The sequence below is a fragment of the Novosphingobium sp. AAP93 genome (genome assembly GCF_001296055.1).
In the GTDB taxonomy this organism is placed as follows: domain Bacteria; phylum Pseudomonadota; class Alphaproteobacteria; order Sphingomonadales; family Sphingomonadaceae; genus Novosphingobium.
The window spans coordinates 1-15,571 of record NZ_LJHZ01000073.1 but is presented as its reverse complement, the minus strand read 5'-3'; the positions used below and the strand labels follow the sequence as shown (position 1 = coordinate 15,571).

The window sequence follows — 15,571 nt, the reverse complement described above, 5'->3', positions numbered from 1 at the left end:
GTGTTTAAACGAGCTGGGATCAATTCACCATACGCTGCGCATCGCCCCAGTACTTTTTGCGCAGTTCCTTCTTGTCCATCTTCCCTGCGGCAGTCCGTGGGATCGCGTCGATGAACTCGACCGACTTGGGCGCCTTCACCCCGCCCAGCCGCTCCTTGGTATGGGCGATGATCTCCGCTTCGGTGATCCCGTCCGCCACGACGACGGCATGAACCTGCTCGCCCCACTTCTCGTGCGGGATGCCAAACACGCAGGCCTCGCGCACGGCGCCAAGCTCAGTCACCGCCGCCTCGACTTCCGCCGTGAACACGTTGAACCCGCCGGAGACGACCATGTCCTTCTTGCGGTCGACGATGTAGAGATAGCCGTCCTTGTCGAACTTGCCGACGTCGCCGGTGTGGTGCCAGCCGAACTTGCGGATCTCGGCGGTTTCCTCGGGCTTCTCGAAGTAGGAATGCGTCACCAGCGCGCCGCGCACGCAGATTTCGCCCGCCTCGCCCTGGGCCACGTGATTGCCGTCGTCGTCCATCAGCGTCACCTTGATCGAGCGCGTCGGCTTGCCGCAAGCTGCCAGCTTTTCCGGCGCCTCATAGGCAAACTTGGCGACGTCCTCGGGCGGGAACCACGCGACGATCATCGGGCATTCCACCTGCCCATAGGCCTGGCACATGCAGGGCCCGAAGATCTCCACCGCCTGCCGCAGCTTCTCCGGGCTGCAAGGCGAGCCGACGAGGATGAAGATCTTCAGCGACGAATAGTCGTGCTGGCCGATCTCCGGGCTTGCCAGGCACTGGTACATCGCCGTCGGCGGCAGGTACATGTGCGTGACCTTGTACGCCGCGATCGTCCGCAGCACGTCCTCGGCATCGAAGCCGGGCAGGATCACCTGCGTCGCGCCCAGGCTCAGCGTCGAAAGCGCGATCGGCCCCGCCGCATGGGTGATCGGCGCGGAGACCAGCGCGACCGGGCTGTCCGTCCGCCCGCCCATGCCGTCCGCCGCGGTCTCGATCATCGTGCCCCAGCCGAGGTTGGTCACGTTGGCGCCCTTCGAAGGGCCGGTCGTGCCGCCGGTCGGGAAAATGCCGACCATGTCCATCAGGTTGGCGAAGGCATCGATCTCGGGCTCGACGAAATCGGCCTCGCTCGTCCCGGCCATGAACTCCTCGAGGCTCGGGTCATCGCCCATGCGCTTGTCGAGGCACACGAAATGCTGGAGCGTGGGGCAGAGGTCCTTGATCTGCTGGACTTCATCCGCCTTCGACGAGTGATAGACCAGCCACTTCAGCCGCACGTAGTTGATGTAGCCCGCATTGGCGTCGATCGCGTTGCGGGTGTTGACCGGGATCCACTTCCCGTTGGCCCGCCACATCGCGAGCAGCACCACCAGCAGCATGCCGTCGTTCGGGCCATAGAGCCCAAGCAGGTCCTGGTTCTCGAATCCGTGCTTCTGGAGCGCGGCGGCGATGCGTTCGGAGAGCGCCTTGGTCTCGGCAAAAGTCAGCTTGAGGCCGGTCTCGGTATCGATGATCGCAAGGCGCGAAGGATCCCGGTCATGGCCGCGGTCGAAATAGTCGATGGCACGCATTGTGCTTTTATCCCCAAAGGTTGATGTCCGGGCCGGGGGCCGCTTGGCCCAAGCGGTTCCGCCGTGCCGGCCATGACAGCAAACTCTCTCCCGACTCCGATCATCCGGCGCCGATTGTTAGTGTTGCATACTAAATCAGCTTGCCCGGCGGTTCAAGCAGCCCTGCCCGCAGAGGCAGGAGCAACGCCTTCCATCTAGGCTCGGACAGCCCCCGCCACGAAACGCTCCGGAGCGGTCAAGTTTCACGTGGGGAAATGTCTTGTCAGCGCGCCGCCATGCTCCAACGCAGCAGCCCGTCATGCCCGGAAAGCGGCGCCTGCAAGCGCGTCTCCGCCGTCCTCCGCAAGCCCTGCTCTTCCAGCAGACCGCGCAGCACAGTCCAGTCGCTCCACCGCGTCAGCCCCTCGACCCGCGTCGCCCCGGCCATCAGGCCATGGGCATCCCGCAGCGAAACGTGCGCAAGGTCGATCCCCTGACCGCCGCCAAAACTCGCGGATTCGGGCAGACGGCTGTCGTAGACCACCAATACCTCAGCCGCCCGCGCCCCTACCGGCACCGCAACGGCAACACCCGCGAGCGCCCCGCCTTTCAGCACCCCGCGCCGATCCATCCGCATCAGCCCGCCTTCCCGAGGTACCTGGCAACCGCGTCCAGCTCGACGTCGGTCACGTCCACCTTGGTCTGTCCCGGCATCGCGCCCTTGCCCATGCGCACCACGCTTTTCACGTAGTCCGCGGTCAGGTCCGTCCGGTTGGCAAGCAGGCCCTTGTCCGGCGTCTCGCCCATCATCATCCGCTGCTTGGTGAGCAGGTTGGTGCCCATCCCGCCGGTGAGATGGCAATAGCCGCAGTGCACCTCGAACAGCGTCTTGCCGTCCCCACCCGGCTTCAGCCGGTCACCCGCAGGTGCCACGGGCCGCATCTGGTAGGGCGGCGGCGGTCCCGGCGGAGGACCGGGCGGCAGGGCAGCAACAGAAGCCGCGCAAGTCAGCATCGCGGCAGCGAAGACAAACCGCTTCATGCCTTGCCTCCTCTCTGATCCGCATAGGCGGCAGGCCAGATCCCCTGCTTGCCCGGCGCCACCACCCCATTGGGATCGAGCGCGTTCTTCACCTTCTCGCCGAACCGGCGCAGCGCGTGGCCGTTGAAATCGAAGGTATCCATCACCGGGTCCATCCAGCCCAGATGGGTGCGGTATTCGGCATAGCCGGCCTTGGCCGTCTCGCTGATCAGCGTGTCGAACAGCCGCCGCATCTTCGCCACTTCCGCCGCATTGTCGCGGTCGTACATCAGCATGTTGACGTTGTTGGCAAAGCGCCCGCCGATCGTGAAGCTCGCGTAGAAATCGACATCGAAGTCCGAGATGATCTTGCGGCTGCGGTGCATCTGATCGAGCACATGTTTGCCCGTCGCCGGCACCACCGGCGAAAAGCCCATGTGCGCCCCGCGCCCGCCGATCCAGTCGCTCATCTGCAAGGGCACGGCAGACGGCACACCCATCGTGATCTCGACCCCGTGGATGTAGTCGCCCGGGTGCCACCAGTGCTCCTCCGGCGGCGCGGCCAGATTGCGCTTCATCGCCGCCTTGACCACATCGGCCTTGGCCTTGACCACGCCTTCCTCGCCGTAGAGCCGCAGCGCCACCTGCCAGTAGCCCAGCTTGTGCTCCTTCAGCAGCTCCTGCACCCGCGCTTCGGGAATCGCCGTCGGCTTGTCCCAGAAATCCTTGCGCTGGCCCTTCAGCACCATCTTGCCGAGCCAGCTCGGGATGAACACGTTCTGGTCGATCAGCCCGGAGATCTTGAGCGGGGCGATAGTGTCGATCACCCAGCCGATATCTTCCGCCGCCGGGATGTCGAACACCAGTTCGAGCGAGCTCTCCGGCGCGGGCTGCATCCACACGCCCGCCTTGGTCACGATGCCAAGATTGGACTGCGAGAACGCAAGGTCGAACGTCGGCCCGTAGCTCATCGGGAACAGGTGCCACGCGGGATTGCCTGCCATCGCGCCCATCCCGGTGCGCAACAGATCGCCATCGGGCAGCACCGCCTCGATCCCGCACAAGTTGCGCGCATGAAGGCCATAAGGCGTGTAGCCAATGCCATGTTCCAGCGCATTGCCGAGCACCGAACCCCAGGCATTGCCCGGCACCGAAAGCCACAGCGGCAGCTTCTCGCGCTGAACCGCCTCATACAGGTCGAAGAAACCTACCCCCGGCTCGACCACGCAATAGGCGAGCTTGGCATCAAGCTCGAGGATCCGGTTCATCCGTCCGAGATCGAGCACGATGGAGCCCGCCATACGTGGCGCCGCCGTCCCGTACCCAAGGTTCTTGCCACGCGCGACCGGCCAGAGCGGCGTCTTGTGCTCGTTCGCCAGCCGCACGATCGCGCGCACTTCCTCGACGCTCGCGGGTGCAATCGCGGCGCTGGCGGGCCATTCCTCCGGAGAGCCCGGCGCATAGACATCCGAATAGGCGTCGCGGTCGGCATCGCTTGCCATGACCCAGTCCTTGCCGACCACGCCCGCCGCAGCGGTGAGCATGGCATCGAAGGCCTTGGGGCTGACGCGGGGCGGCAGGTGCAGCTTCACCGGCAGAATTCTCCCATGCTTATTTTCTACCAATTGTTATCGTTGTGGCGCGAGAATTGGGAGCCGTCAAGCCTAACTCCCCCTCCTCTTCAGAGGAGGGGGCCAAGGCCGCCTAAGTCAGGGCATAATACCGCACGTGGTTGCCGTCCGGCCGCCGCTCACCGACGCCGATGAACACGTGCCGCGTCAGCCAGTCGTGCGGGCCCTTGCTCGTCTCGAAGGTCGGCTGCGCGCGCAGGTAGTATTCGGCATGCGGTACCGGCGCGCCACCGGCAAAGGCCCACTGCCGCAGCCGGTCCATCGTCCCCGGCTCACGTCCCCACAGGAACCCCTTGTTCTGCATGTAGATCAGCGTGCCGTCATCGACTTCGAGCATGTAGCGCGCGTCGAACACCGCCGTGTCATCAGGCCGGAACAGAGCATAATCCCCCCCCGAATTGGGCACGGCCCGGCCCTTCAGCCGCGGCCCCTCGAACGTTCCGCTATCGACATAGACCGCGCTGCGCATGCCGCCCGAAGGCACATCCGGCACCGCCTGCACCCGCGTGAACTGCAGGGTGCAGGCAAAAGCGAACTCCAGCCGGGGATTGTCGAGCGTCGAAAAGTCCATGGGTACCCCTCTCTTTGACCCATTCCCCAAAACCCGCTCATGCTGAGCTTGTCGAAGCATCATCCGCGACGGTCGCGCCAACACCCTTCGACAAGCTCAGGGTGAGCGGGTTTGGTTCGGTCCTCAATAATTGCTCAAGATCGTCAGGCTCGGCCCGTCGAGCGGCTTGCCCGCCTTCTGCTTCGCCAGCTCGTCGGCCCGCGTCTGCTTCTGCTGGTCGATCAGATAGGCGTGGATCGCATCGGCATCCCCGGACGAGAGCACATCGTCCCAGCGCGGCATCCCGCCCGGCACCAACGCGCCTTCGAGCACGATCTCGCGGAACATTGCGTGCGTCCCCGGCTGCATGCGCCGGAGGTCCGGGGTGATCGAGCGGTGCCGGTTGGCATGGCAGATTGCGCAATTGCCGAAGAACAGCCCCTGCCCGCGCGCGATGGTCTCCGCCGTGACGCCCGTCGCCTGCGCGGGAGGTTCGGGCGCGACTTCGAGGGGCGGCAGCAGCGGCGGCAGCGTGACCTTCCCCCCACCCAGCCTGAACACCAGCAGCCTGTTCATGTTCCCTCGGTCATAGGCGGCCGCATAGCGCGGCACGAACGGGAACCCGCCCCCGCCCCACCCGGCCATGACCGCCACGTACTGCACGCCGTTCACCTGATAGGTCATCGGCGCGGCCATGATCGGCGTGCCCGTCTCGATGGTCTTGAGCACCTTGCCCGTCTTCGTCTCGCGCACGTAGAGCCGACCGCCCACATCGCCGTGGATCAGAAGCCCCGAAGCCGTCGTCAGCACGCCTGCGCGGTCCTGCCATCCGGCTGTGTTCGCCGCCCACACGGTCTTGCCCGTCAGCGGTTCGATCGCCCGGATCTGCGCAGTACCCGGGTCCTTCAGCGCCTCGGCATAGGCCGGCAGCGCACGCACCGCATCGGCCATCGGCGCGGGGAACGCGCCCAGCGCGTCCTTGACATCGGTGGTGAAGATCAGTGCCGCATCGTTGTTGAGCCCGCGCGCTTTCAAGGGCTTCTGCCCCGGCGTCATGAAGATCAGGTTCCCCAGATCGAGCACCGCCGCATAATAGAGTCCCGTCGCCGGATCGAACGACGCGGGATGCCAGTTGCGCGCGCCGGGCGTCGCCGGAAACACGATCTTCGGCCCATTGGTATAGTCGCTTTCCCCCGGCGTCAGGATCGGCCGGCCCGTCGCCTGGTCGATCCCCTTGGCCCAGTTCATCCGCACCAGCGGATTGGCCTTGAGCAGTTTGCCGGTTCCCCGGTCGATCACATAGAGAAAGCCGTTCTTGGGCGCATGGAGGATCACCGAACGGTCCGCGCCATCCACCTTCAGGTGCGTCAGGATAAGCGGCTGGGTCGAGGTGAAGTCCCAGTTGTCTCCCGGCGTTTCCTGATAGTGCCAGACCATGCGGCCCGTCTTCGGATCGAGCGCGACAAGGCTGCCGAGATAGAGGTTGTCACCCCCCGCCGGGCTGCGCTTGGAGGTGGCATAAGGCCCGCCATTGCCGGTGCCGACCAGCAGAAAGCCCGTCTCGGGATCGAACGCGATGGCATCCCAAGGCGCGCCGCCGCCGCCCACGTCCCAGCGGCTCTTGGGGTCCCAGGTCCCCAGCGCCGCTTCCAGTTCGGGCGTCTCCTGCGGCCCCAGCGCCGGATCGTGCGGCACCACATGCCAGCGCCAGCGCAGCTTGCCCGTCTCCAGATCGAGCGCGGTCACATAGCCGCGCACATCGTATTCCGCGCCGCCCATGCCGATCACGACGACATCGCCCGCCACTTCCGGCGCGCCGGTCGAATTGTCGCCCTTCTTGCGGTTCTCGATGAAATCGGTCTTCCACACCACCGCACCGGTCTTCGCATCGAGCGCATACATCCAGCCATCGAGCGTCGCGACAAAGACCTTGCCCCGCGCCACCGCGACACCGCGGTTGACCATGTCGCAGCAGGCGGTGCGATTGAGCTGCATGTCGATATCGGGCTCGAACGCCCAGAGCTGCTTGCCCGTCGCCGCATCGAAGGCATAGGCCCGCCCCGCGACGCCCGAAGTATAAAGCACCCCGCCGACCATCACCGGCGTCGCTTCCATCCCCCGCGCGGTGCCCAGTTCGGCCTGCCAGGCAAGGCCCAGCGTGCTGACATTGCTAGCGTTGATCTGCGTCAGCGCCGAATGGTGCGTCTTGCCCGCATCCCCGCCCGGGCTAAGCCATTCAGACCCCGCCCCCACCATCGGCGGCGCTGCGCCGAGGGCCAGTGCCGCCAGCGCCGCGCAAACACCCTTCGACAAGCTCAGGGTGAGCGGGGTTTGTTTAAGCCGCACTCTCCCAACCCCGCTCATGCTGAGCTTGTCGAAGCATGCCCGCACAGACGCCCGCGCCAACACCCGCATCACAGCGAATCCCATGGGCTTGGCATCCGGTATGGCACCGTGATGAAGTTCGCCTCGATCTGCTCGATCATGCCGTGGTCGATCTTGAAAAGCTCGGCGATGTAGAAGCTGTGCGGCCGCCGCACCGGGCTTTTCACCCTCCGCCCGTCGGTCAGCTGGTACTCGTCGATGCGGCCCGAATGGTCGATGAAGCCATAGGCCAGCACCAGCCCCCGCTCCTCGTCCACCAAAGGAAACCGCCGCGCCCGCAGGTCATCGTCATAGCGGTAGTTGCCCATGCGGAACTGCTCCTCGCAGCCCAGCGCGGAAACCGGCACGATCTTGGCGAACTCCGGATTGCGCGTCGTCTGCACGCCGTTTTCCACCCGGTTGCAATCGGGATGGAACTTGGTGTGGATCGTCCCGTCGTTCCGCTGGAGCGTATCGAAATAGCCGTTGGAGAGCCGCACCATCTCATCGCGCGGCACCGGCGCCACGACTTCTCGGTGCAGGATCGGCTTGTCCCAGTAGCGCGGGTTCTCGAACTTGATGCCGCTGTCGGACTGCCGCACGATCAGCATCTCGCACTCGGCAATCGCCCCCGCCTCGTCGATCTTCAGCCGCAGCGTGAAGGCGGATTCCTCGATCGCCTCGATCACCGTGCCGAAGTAGCCGACTTGGCCTGTGCGCGTATCGGCAAAGCGCAGCTGGTAATCGCCCAGCCGCTGGATCGTGCCCCAAACCCCGTCACCGATCTCAAGCATCACATTGTTTTCGCTATGCTGTGCGCCCTTGGCCCAGGTCAGCCGGGTATGATCCCCCGCGTTCAAAGCGGCCAGGAACTGATCGAGTGCGGCATAGAGACCAACGCGGTCCATAATCTCTCCCATGGGGGCTTTACCGCCCTTCGCTTTCCGGCATACCGTATCAAATGTTAGAATAAAAGGGGAGAGAGTCGATGGCGCGGACCGCCGCCGAACAGGCCAACCATGACCTCGTGATCGAGATGTACCACAAGGTCCTCATCGCGATGGATAGCGGCGCGGTCGACCGCTACATTTCGCCCGATTACATCCAGCACTCCATGCTCGCCCCGCCCGGCCGGGATGCGCTGAAGGCCTTTCTCGATCACGTGAAGGTGGAATCCCCTGATGCGAAGCAGACCATCCACCGCAGCTTTGCCGATGGCGATCACGTGATCGTCCACACCCATGTCGAGCGCTGGCCCGGCGATCCCGGCCTTGCCGTGGTCGATATCTTCCGCTGCGATGGCGGCATGATCGTCGAACACTGGGACGTGCTGCAGGACGTACCCGCCCATCCCGTCAATCCCAACTCGATGTTCTGAAAAGGAAACCCCATGCGCCGCGCCCTCATCGCCCTCGCCTTGCTCGCTGCCCCCTCCGCTCACGCGGAGACCTGCAAGCTCACCCCCAAGCAGGTCGTCACGCAGTTCATGCAGGAATTCTATATCGAGAAGAAAGTGCGCTCCTCGTTCGAGACGTGGGTCGATCCGGGCTATATCCAGCACAATCCCTACGCCCAGACCGGCCGCGAAGCCGCGATCCAGTTCCTCACCAAGTTCGTCGAGGGCAATCCGGGTCAGAAGACCGACATCCGCCGCATCATCGCGGACGGCAACCTCGTCGCGGTGCACAGCCATGGCTGGCAGGAGGATGGCACCCCCGAACAGAAGCGCGGCTTCGCGGTGGTGGACATCTTCCGCGTCGAGGGCTGCAAAGTCATGGAACACTGGGACGTGATCAGCCCGGTCCCCGAGACCGCCGCCAACACCAACACGATGTTCTGAGGGGGGGGGGCCCATGCGCTTTACCGACAAATGCGTCGTCATCCTCGGCGGCAATGCCGGGATCGGCCTCGCCGCCGCAAGGATGTTCGCCGCCGAGGGCGCCAAACTCGCGATCACCGGCCGCAACCGCGAGACCCTCGCCGCCGCCGCCGAAGAGTTGGGCGCACTCGGCATATCCAGCGACATGGGCGATGTGGCGCAAACAAAGGCCGCGCTCACCGAAATCGAGCACAGTCTCGGCGGGATCGACGTCCTGCTTGTCAATGCCGGGGTCGGCGGGTTTGCCGCGATGCCGCACGTCACCGAGGAATTCTGGGACGGCATCCACAACGTCAATTTGCGCGGCGCGTTCTTCGCGATCCAGTCCGCGCTGCCACTGCTGCGCGACGGCGGCGCGATCGTCATCACCGGCTCGATCGGCAGCGAACTCGCGCTCGCCGGAAACGTCGCCTATGCCTCCGCAAAGGCCGGCCTGCGCGCCATGGCGAGGACCGTCGGCAAAGAACTCCTCCCCCGCAAGATCCGCGTCAACATGGTCAGCCCCGGCCCGACCGAGACCGAAATCTTCAAGCGCGGCGCCAGCGAAGCCGAAATCGAAGCCACCCGCGCGATGCTCGGCGGCGTGGTCCCCATGGGCCGCATGGGCGAGGCGGAAGAAGTCGCCCGCGCCGTCCTGTTCCTCGCCAGCAAGGAAGCCAGCTTCATCAACGGCGTGGACTTGTACGTAGACGGCGGCTGCGTGGAACTCGGATAACCAGGACCAGCTCTCCCCCGGAAAAGCCCTTGTCGGCCCGTGCTTGACAAGGGCCTTGGCTTTCCTTGTGCGGCGCGGCGCTCAAAGAAGAGCCCAGCCCCGTGTCAAGCACGGGGCGAAGGAGAGGTTACTGTCCGGTGTTCTGTCAAAGCGCGCTCGGCACCCCATCCAGCAGCAGGGTCTTGACCTCCAGATAGGCCATGAACCCCTCGCGCCCGCCTTCGCGCCCGATGCCGGATTGCTTGAACCCGCCATAGGGCAGCCCGAAATCCATCCTGAGGCCATTCTGCCCGAACCCGCCTGTGCGCACGCGCCGCCCGATCCGGTAGGCCGCATCGACATCGTGCGTCAGCACCGAGCCATTCAGGCCGAAGCGGCTGTCGTTGGCGATGCGGATCATGTCCTCCTCGTCCTCCGCCGGGATCAGGCTGAGCACTGGTCCGAAGATCTCTTCCTGCGCGATCCGGCTGTCGTTGGGCACATTGGCGAACAGCGTCGGCTCGATAAAGAAGCCCTGGTTGAGATGCGCGGGCCGCCCGCCACCGCAGACCAGATCGGCCACCTTGCGCCCCTCTGCAATATACATCTCCACGCGGTCCCGCTGCCGCTCCATCGCCAGCGGCCCCAGGTGCGCCGCCGGGTCATCCGAATGCCCGATCACCACCTTCGCCATCTCGCCCGCAATCGCCTCGGCCAGTTCATCATGCCGCGCGCGCGGGACGATGACACGGCTCAGCATTGCGCAGACTTGCCCGCTCATCATCGTGATCGTGCCCGTCAGCATCTTCGCCGCCACATCGATGGGAAAGTCATCCCGCACCAGCGCGGCCGACTTGCCGCCCAATTCCAGCGTGCAGCGCGCGATCCGCTCCCCGCAGACCGAGGCGATGCGCTGCCCCGCCACGGTCGATCCGGTGAAGCTCACCTTGTCCACGCCCGGATTGCACACGAGGTGATCACTCGCCTCGCGGTGCCCGTTGACGAGGTTCACCACCCCCGCCGGAAGTCCCGCCGCTTCCGCCGCCTCGGCAATGATATAGGCCTCCAGCGGCGTTTCCGGCGAAGGCTTCATGATCACCGGACAGCCCGCCAGCAGCGCATAGGCGACCTTGTTGGCCATGATCCCGAACGGCCCGTTCCACGGCGCGATGGCCGCCACCACGCCGACCGGCTCATAGGCGACGAACCCCGCCGCCGCCCCCATGCTCGGCCGCTGCTCGACGAACGCAAAGCCCTCCGCCATCGCCGCCAGCCCCTCCAGCACCGCGACCGATCCGGCGTGCATTGGCCCGGCAAAGCTCGCGAGTCCGCCCATCTGCGCCGTCCAGCACTTCGCCAGCTCATCGACCCGCGTGCGCAGATGGCCGACCATGCGCCGGAACGCCGCGATCCGCTCCGCCGGCGCCATCAGCGGCCACGGTCCTTGGTCAAACGCCGCGCGCGCCGCCGCGACGGCCGCGTCCATATCGGCTGCGTCCGCCTCGGCCACCCGCGCCACGACTTGCTCGGTATCGGGCGAGATCAGCTCGATCAGCCGCCCGCTGTTCGCGGCTACCCACGCGCCGCCGATGTAGAGATGCTCGGGATGCGCAATGGAGACGCCCTGGGGAAGCAAAGTCATGAAGAAAACGTCCTTTCAGGCAGAAGCATCAAGCGGCGGCGGCAAGGCGCATTCGACTTTCTCGATCAGCCCGCCGCGCGTGGTGTAGAAAATGAACTGGCGGATTTCCTGGCTCTCACCTGCCGTGATCGGAAAGAACCCCGTCGCGCCCTTCGCGTCCAGCGCCTCGCGCGTGAGGTCCTTTTTCGCCGTGATGCGCACGATCGCGTCGATGGCCGTGCAGGTCTCGCCCGCCGCAAAGTTCAGCACCCGCACATGCTCGTCCACATTGTCGTGCAGCCAGGCGTAGAAGTCCTTCAGTTCCTGCCGCGAGGTGATCACGATCCCGAAGAATTCCATCTGCGGCGGATCGACATAGAAGTCCGCGACCTTGTCATAATCGCGTGCGTTGAACGCGGCCAGATAGCGGTCGTAGGCGGCTCTATCGAGCATCTCGCTGACTCTCCCTTGGCGATGGCCGGATTCGGCTCCCATAAACACTAACAAATGATACGATTAGCGCAAGCACGCCCGGCAGCTTCATGAAAAAGGGGCAGCCCGCGCGGGACCGCCCCTTCCCCCCATGATCGGGACTGAATTCTGAGCTCAGAATTTCTTCTTGATCGTCACCCCCCATTCGCGCGGACGGCCCGGCTGGCCGGTGATCGCACCGGCGCCCGCACCCGTCAGGTCGAACTTGCTGAGGAAGTAGTACTTGTCGAACAGGTTGGTCACTTCGAACGCGATCGACAGGTCCTTCTTCACGTTCTGCCAGGTCAGGCGCGCATTGGCGATGGTGAAGCCCGGCACCTGCCCGAACAGCTCCGAAGGCGAACCCGGCGTCGGAGCCACGTCACCGCCGGCAAGGCTCGACTGATACGAGATGTCGAAGCGCGGCGTGAACGTGCCGATGTTGTTCACTTCGGCGTCATACTGGATTCCGAAGCTCCACTTGGTCTTGATCAGGCCGCGCGGTTTGGGCGAAAGCAGGCCGACAACCGCCGGATCGCTCGAGCACGGCCCCGATGCGCCGCCGACCACCGCCGGGTTCACGCACTTCCACTTCCAGTCGATGTAGCTGATCGACGCATCGATCTGGAGTCCGTCGACCGGGCGGGCAAACAGTTCGGCCTCGACGCCCTTCACATGCGCGTTGCCGGCATTCTGCGGCAGCGCGCAGGGGCCGGGGCCACCGAACTGCGGGCACGAGAGCAGGGTCAGTTGCGCATCCTTGAAGTCGTTGAAGAAGCCCGCAAGGTTCAGGCGCACGCGGCGGTCGAAAAAGTCGGTCTTCAGGCCGATTTCATAGGAGGTCAGCTTTTCCGGCCCGAACCCGCGCGCCTGCGCCGCGTTGAACGGACGCGGACCGACGCCGCCCGCCTTGTAGCCCGTTGAAACCGTCGCGTAGGCGAGCACTTCGGGCGAGAAGCGGTAGTCGAGCGAGACGCGGTAATCGACCCGGTCGCCGCTGAACAGCGCAGTACGACCCGTCAGCGCGGTGCCGTTGGGGCCGTCATACCCCGCCCCGTTGAGCGCGCCCACCCGGTCGAGGAACGGGTTGATGGTCGTCCCGTCCAGATTGTAGCGGAAGAACGTGTAGGCCTTCTCGTCCTTGGTGTAGCGCACGCCGGCCGTCAGCGTCAGCGCGCTGGTCGGCCGCACGATCACCGTACCAAACACCGCCTTCGACTTGGTGCGCACCGGGTCGTTGCCGATGAATTGCAGCGGGAAGATCGGCAGCAGGCCGACGCCCGGAATGTTCGCCGCGACATAGCGGATATCCTGCAGCGTGTAATAGGTCGTCTTCTCGTCCGAGTAGTAACCACCCACCGTCGCGTCGGCGATTTCGCCCAGCTTGGCGTTGAGCCGCAGTTCCTGGCTCCAGAACCAGTGGGTCAGCTCGTTGTTGCCGAAGCCGACGCGCGCCGGGGAAAGGTCGTTGTCGATCGAGAAGCTCGATTTCCAGCCGCGATAGGCCGTGATCGACTGCAACTTCAGGGCATCGTTCAGGCTGAAATCGATATTGCCGGAAACGCCCCAGCCTTCGTAGTCCGAAGACTGCTGCCCGGTCGTGGCCGCTAGCGGGAAGCCATTGAGCGGCGGAATCAGCCCCGCGACGAACGAACCCGCTTCCTGCCCGGTCGAGGTGTAGTTGCACCAGCGCCCGCAGATGAACCGCGAATCATAGGGAAGCCCGCCCACCGTCCGCACGTTGGGGTTCGGGTTGTTGGCATAGAGCAGCACTTCGGCGCCGTTGTTGTGGCTGTCCTTGGTGTAGTCGGCGCTGATCATCACATCGAGCTTGTCCGACGGATTGTAGCGCAGGATTCCGCGCAGGGCGCGGTATCCGACATCCCCGAGCTTGTAGCGCGTGCACTTGGTGCCGCCGGTGGTCGAAGGCTGGCCACTGCCGGGATTGGCGCAGCCATAGTCGAGCACGTTCACGAAGCCCTGCTGTTCGGCAAAGGTGCCCGAAATGCGCGCGTAGAGATTCTTGGCGATGGTGAAATCGGCGCTGCCGCGCAGGTTGATGCGGTTACGAATGCCGTACGTGGCCGAAAGGTAACCGCTGCCGTCGCCGGTCGGCTTGCGCGAGATGAACCGGATCGCGCCGCCTTCCGAGTTGCGCCCGGTCAGCGTGCCCTGCGGCCCGCGCAGCACTTCGACGCGCTCGACATCGAGCAGATCGAAGTTCGCACCTGTCAGGCGCGGATAGTAGACATCGTCGATATAGAGGCCGACGCCAGGCTCGTAGGCCGGGTTGAAGTCGATCTGGCCAAAGCCGCGGATGCTCGCGGTGATCGAGTTGCCGAACGCCGCCGAAGCCGGGCGCAGCACCACGCTCGGCGCCGAGTTGGCGATATCGGTCAGTGCATTGGCGCTGCGCTGCTCGAGCGCGTCGCCGGTGATCGCGGTGATCGCGATCGGCGTATCCTGCAGCTTCTGCGAACGGAACTGCGCGGTGACGACGATTTCCTTGATCGCACCGGTATCGTCCGAGGCCTGCGCAGCATCCTGCGGAGCCGTCTGGGCAAGGGCAGGCCCGGCCATGCCGAGCGCAAGGGCGCTCATGCTGCCGGCGGCGAGCAGACGCAATGATAGCGTAGGTGACTTTGCCATGGGTGATCCCCTCTCCGTGCACGGCCTTCTGCGAGGCCCGATAAGCTTTGCCGGTACGGCCTGATCGTACCAATTGATCGTACCGATTGTTAGTTAGACATACAAATTTGCACTTGGCAAGCCCCTCTTGCCGACACGCGTGGCGGGCGCGATAAGCGCGCGATGGCCACCACCTCTGCCCAACCCCAAGCCGCGCCCCAAGCCGCCCGCCCCGAACTCGATCTGGGCGAGGACGCCGCCCTCCTCGTCGATCTGCTCAAGCTCGGCACCTTCATCGCGCGCCCCATGCGCGAAGGCGTGGCCGAACCGATGGGGCTCAGCCAGAACGACCTCAAGATCATCCTCGCCCTCGGCGGCGAAGGCGAACTGGCGGGCCATGAGCTGTCGGACATCATGGGCCTGCCCCCGATGAACGTGAGCCGCGCGATCGCCGCGCTTTCCGAACGCGGCCTCGTCGAACAGGCCCCCGACGCCACCAACCGCCGCCGCAAACCGGTGCGCCTGACCGAGGCGGGCATGGACCTGTTCCGCCAGACTATCCCCGCAATGGCAAAGATCGGCGGGCACCTGTTCGCGGATTTCACCCCCAAGCAACGCGCGGTGTTCCACGCAGCGGCACAGGCGATCCTGGCGCGGATGACGGGGGGTTAGGGGCGAGGCTGAGCGCGGCGGCTTTTGGCCTTGGCGAGATCGAATACTGCCGTTCAGCTTACGAACCCGTTGCGGACGTTCTCAATTAAGCTCATAAAACGAAAATGGTCCGCTATTTGATCGCATTGTTCTGTTTGTGCCTGCTTGGATGGCTTACTTTAGAATTCACTGGGTATATCGTCGTTCATGACAAGACGGGCTTAGCCACTTCTGCGCGAGTTACTAACGGCGAACTGCACCAAAATCTAGCCGATCTTCCATTAGGATATTTCGTGGGTATTCCCGATTTGGAAGGCGGAATTGAAGTCCTCTGCTCTGATGGTTCAGAGGTCAGCGGAGGTTACGTCACCCGGCATTTGAAAGAGACAGTCACAGTGGTTGGCAGGGGGACATGCGAAAAGCTGGTTTAGGGATGACCGCAAACCACCCAACTTCAGCCTTACCGTCTCGCCGCACCGTCACCCAAAACCTGCCCTC

At 64.7% G+C, this 15,571-nt stretch carries 15 protein-coding genes; 5 read left to right on the top strand and 10 right to left on the bottom strand.

Annotation, left to right across the window (positions count from 1 at the left end; all coding sequences use genetic code 11):
• Positions 1-19: 19 nt before the first annotated feature.
• The 7 genes from IP83_RS11775 to IP83_RS11745 all read right to left on the bottom strand — a co-directional run bounded on the left by IP83_RS11775 (position 20) and on the right by IP83_RS11745 (position 8,037).
• Positions 20-1,585 (bottom strand): AMP-binding protein, encoded by a 1,566-nt coding sequence (locus IP83_RS11775; RefSeq protein ID WP_054122419.1) that lies wholly within the window; start codon positions 1,583-1,585, stop codon positions 20-22.
• A 262-nt stretch (positions 1,586-1,847) separates the two neighbouring features.
• Entirely contained in the window at positions 1,848-2,201 is a 354-nt protein-coding gene (locus IP83_RS11770) for a hypothetical protein (RefSeq protein ID WP_054122418.1), read from the bottom strand.
• Positions 2,201-2,605 (bottom strand): cytochrome c, encoded by a 405-nt coding sequence (locus tag IP83_RS11765; protein ID WP_054122417.1) that lies wholly within the window; start codon positions 2,603-2,605, stop codon positions 2,201-2,203. Before IP83_RS11765 ends, IP83_RS11770 begins: the two co-directional genes overlap by 1 nt.
• Positions 2,602-4,176 carry an FAD-binding protein gene (locus IP83_RS11760; RefSeq protein ID WP_054122416.1) on the bottom strand — a complete coding sequence of 525 codons (1,575 nt, stop codon included), beginning with the start codon at positions 4,174-4,176 and terminating at the stop codon, positions 2,602-2,604. The genes IP83_RS11765 and IP83_RS11760 overlap by 4 nt, the downstream gene beginning before the upstream one ends.
• A 112-nt stretch (positions 4,177-4,288) precedes the next feature.
• Entirely contained in the window at positions 4,289-4,786 is a 498-nt protein-coding gene (locus tag IP83_RS11755; RefSeq protein ID WP_054122415.1) for a DUF3237 domain-containing protein, read from the bottom strand.
• A 123-nt stretch (positions 4,787-4,909) separates the two neighbouring features.
• Complete coding sequence (locus tag IP83_RS11750; RefSeq protein ID WP_231625021.1) at positions 4,910-7,111, bottom strand: PQQ-dependent dehydrogenase, methanol/ethanol family; 2,202 nt, start codon at positions 7,109-7,111, stop codon at positions 4,910-4,912.
• Between the two features lie 68 nt (positions 7,112-7,179).
• Positions 7,180-8,037, bottom strand: a complete 858-nt coding sequence (locus tag IP83_RS11745) for a hypothetical protein (protein WP_054122414.1) — start codon at positions 8,035-8,037, stop codon at positions 7,180-7,182.
• Between the two features lie 80 nt (positions 8,038-8,117).
• On the opposite strand from IP83_RS11745, the gene IP83_RS11740 reads away from it, so the two are divergent.
• The 3 genes from IP83_RS11740 to IP83_RS11730 are packed head-to-tail and all read left to right on the top strand — an operon-like array spanning position 8,118 to position 9,723.
• Positions 8,118-8,507: a nuclear transport factor 2 family protein gene (locus IP83_RS11740; protein ID WP_054122413.1), complete on the top strand. Its 390-nt coding sequence runs from the start codon at positions 8,118-8,120 to the stop codon at positions 8,505-8,507.
• Between the two features lie 12 nt (positions 8,508-8,519).
• Positions 8,520-8,969 (top strand): nuclear transport factor 2 family protein, encoded by a 450-nt coding sequence (locus IP83_RS11735; RefSeq protein WP_054122412.1) that lies wholly within the window; start codon positions 8,520-8,522, stop codon positions 8,967-8,969.
• Positions 8,970-8,982: 13 nt separating this feature from the next.
• On the top strand, positions 8,983-9,723 hold the full coding sequence (locus tag IP83_RS11730; RefSeq protein ID WP_054122411.1) for an SDR family oxidoreductase: 741 nt from the start codon (positions 8,983-8,985) through the stop codon (positions 9,721-9,723).
• A gap of 145 nt (positions 9,724-9,868) precedes the next feature.
• Here IP83_RS11730 and IP83_RS11725 read toward each other — a convergent pair whose 3' ends face one another.
• The 3 genes from IP83_RS11725 to IP83_RS11715 all read right to left on the bottom strand — a co-directional run bounded on the left by IP83_RS11725 (position 9,869) and on the right by IP83_RS11715 (position 14,443).
• Positions 9,869-11,344 carry an aldehyde dehydrogenase gene (locus tag IP83_RS11725; RefSeq protein WP_054122410.1) on the bottom strand — a complete coding sequence of 492 codons (1,476 nt, stop codon included), beginning with the start codon at positions 11,342-11,344 and terminating at the stop codon, positions 9,869-9,871.
• Between the two features lie 15 nt (positions 11,345-11,359).
• On the bottom strand, positions 11,360-11,776 hold the full coding sequence (locus IP83_RS11720) for a nuclear transport factor 2 family protein (protein ID WP_054122409.1): 417 nt from the start codon (positions 11,774-11,776) through the stop codon (positions 11,360-11,362).
• A 153-nt stretch (positions 11,777-11,929) separates the two neighbouring features.
• On the bottom strand, positions 11,930-14,443 hold the full coding sequence (locus tag IP83_RS11715) for a TonB-dependent receptor (RefSeq protein ID WP_054122408.1): 2,514 nt from the start codon (positions 14,441-14,443) through the stop codon (positions 11,930-11,932).
• 162 nt (positions 14,444-14,605) lie between these two features.
• Here IP83_RS11715 and IP83_RS11710 point away from each other — a divergent pair, with 162 nt between their 5' ends.
• Together IP83_RS11710 and IP83_RS20245 are read left to right on the top strand one after the other, a co-directional pair.
• Positions 14,606-15,094: a MarR family winged helix-turn-helix transcriptional regulator gene (locus IP83_RS11710; RefSeq protein ID WP_054122407.1), complete on the top strand. Its 489-nt coding sequence runs from the start codon at positions 14,606-14,608 to the stop codon at positions 15,092-15,094.
• Between the two features lie 104 nt (positions 15,095-15,198).
• Positions 15,199-15,504: a hypothetical protein gene (locus tag IP83_RS20245; RefSeq protein WP_156309691.1), complete on the top strand. Its 306-nt coding sequence runs from the start codon at positions 15,199-15,201 to the stop codon at positions 15,502-15,504.
• Positions 15,505-15,571 lie beyond the last annotated feature (67 nt).

Coding starts and splice junctions, on each gene's coding strand:
- IP83_RS11775 (WP_054122419.1), bottom strand. CDS start 1,585: ATGCGTGCCATCGACTATTTCGACCGCGGCCATGACCGGGATCCTTCG.
- IP83_RS11770 (WP_054122418.1), bottom strand. CDS start 2,201: ATGCGGATGGATCGGCGCGGGGTGCTGAAAGGCGGGGCGCTCGCGGGT.
- IP83_RS11765 (WP_054122417.1), bottom strand. CDS start 2,605: ATGAAGCGGTTTGTCTTCGCTGCCGCGATGCTGACTTGCGCGGCTTCT.
- IP83_RS11755 (WP_054122415.1), bottom strand. CDS start 4,786: ATGGACTTTTCGACGCTCGACAATCCCCGGCTGGAGTTCGCTTTTGCC.
- IP83_RS11745 (WP_054122414.1), bottom strand. CDS start 8,037: ATGGACCGCGTTGGTCTCTATGCCGCACTCGATCAGTTCCTGGCCGCT.
- IP83_RS11740 (WP_054122413.1), top strand. CDS start 8,118: ATGGCGCGGACCGCCGCCGAACAGGCCAACCATGACCTCGTGATCGAG.
- IP83_RS11735 (WP_054122412.1), top strand. CDS start 8,520: ATGCGCCGCGCCCTCATCGCCCTCGCCTTGCTCGCTGCCCCCTCCGCT.
- IP83_RS11730 (WP_054122411.1), top strand. CDS start 8,983: ATGCGCTTTACCGACAAATGCGTCGTCATCCTCGGCGGCAATGCCGGG.
- IP83_RS11725 (WP_054122410.1), bottom strand. CDS start 11,344: ATGACTTTGCTTCCCCAGGGCGTCTCCATTGCGCATCCCGAGCATCTC.
- IP83_RS11720 (WP_054122409.1), bottom strand. CDS start 11,776: ATGCTCGATAGAGCCGCCTACGACCGCTATCTGGCCGCGTTCAACGCA.
- IP83_RS11715 (WP_054122408.1), bottom strand. CDS start 14,443: ATGGCAAAGTCACCTACGCTATCATTGCGTCTGCTCGCCGCCGGCAGC.
- IP83_RS11710 (WP_054122407.1), top strand. CDS start 14,606: ATGGCCACCACCTCTGCCCAACCCCAAGCCGCGCCCCAAGCCGCCCGC.
- IP83_RS20245 (WP_156309691.1), top strand. CDS start 15,199: ATGGTCCGCTATTTGATCGCATTGTTCTGTTTGTGCCTGCTTGGATGG.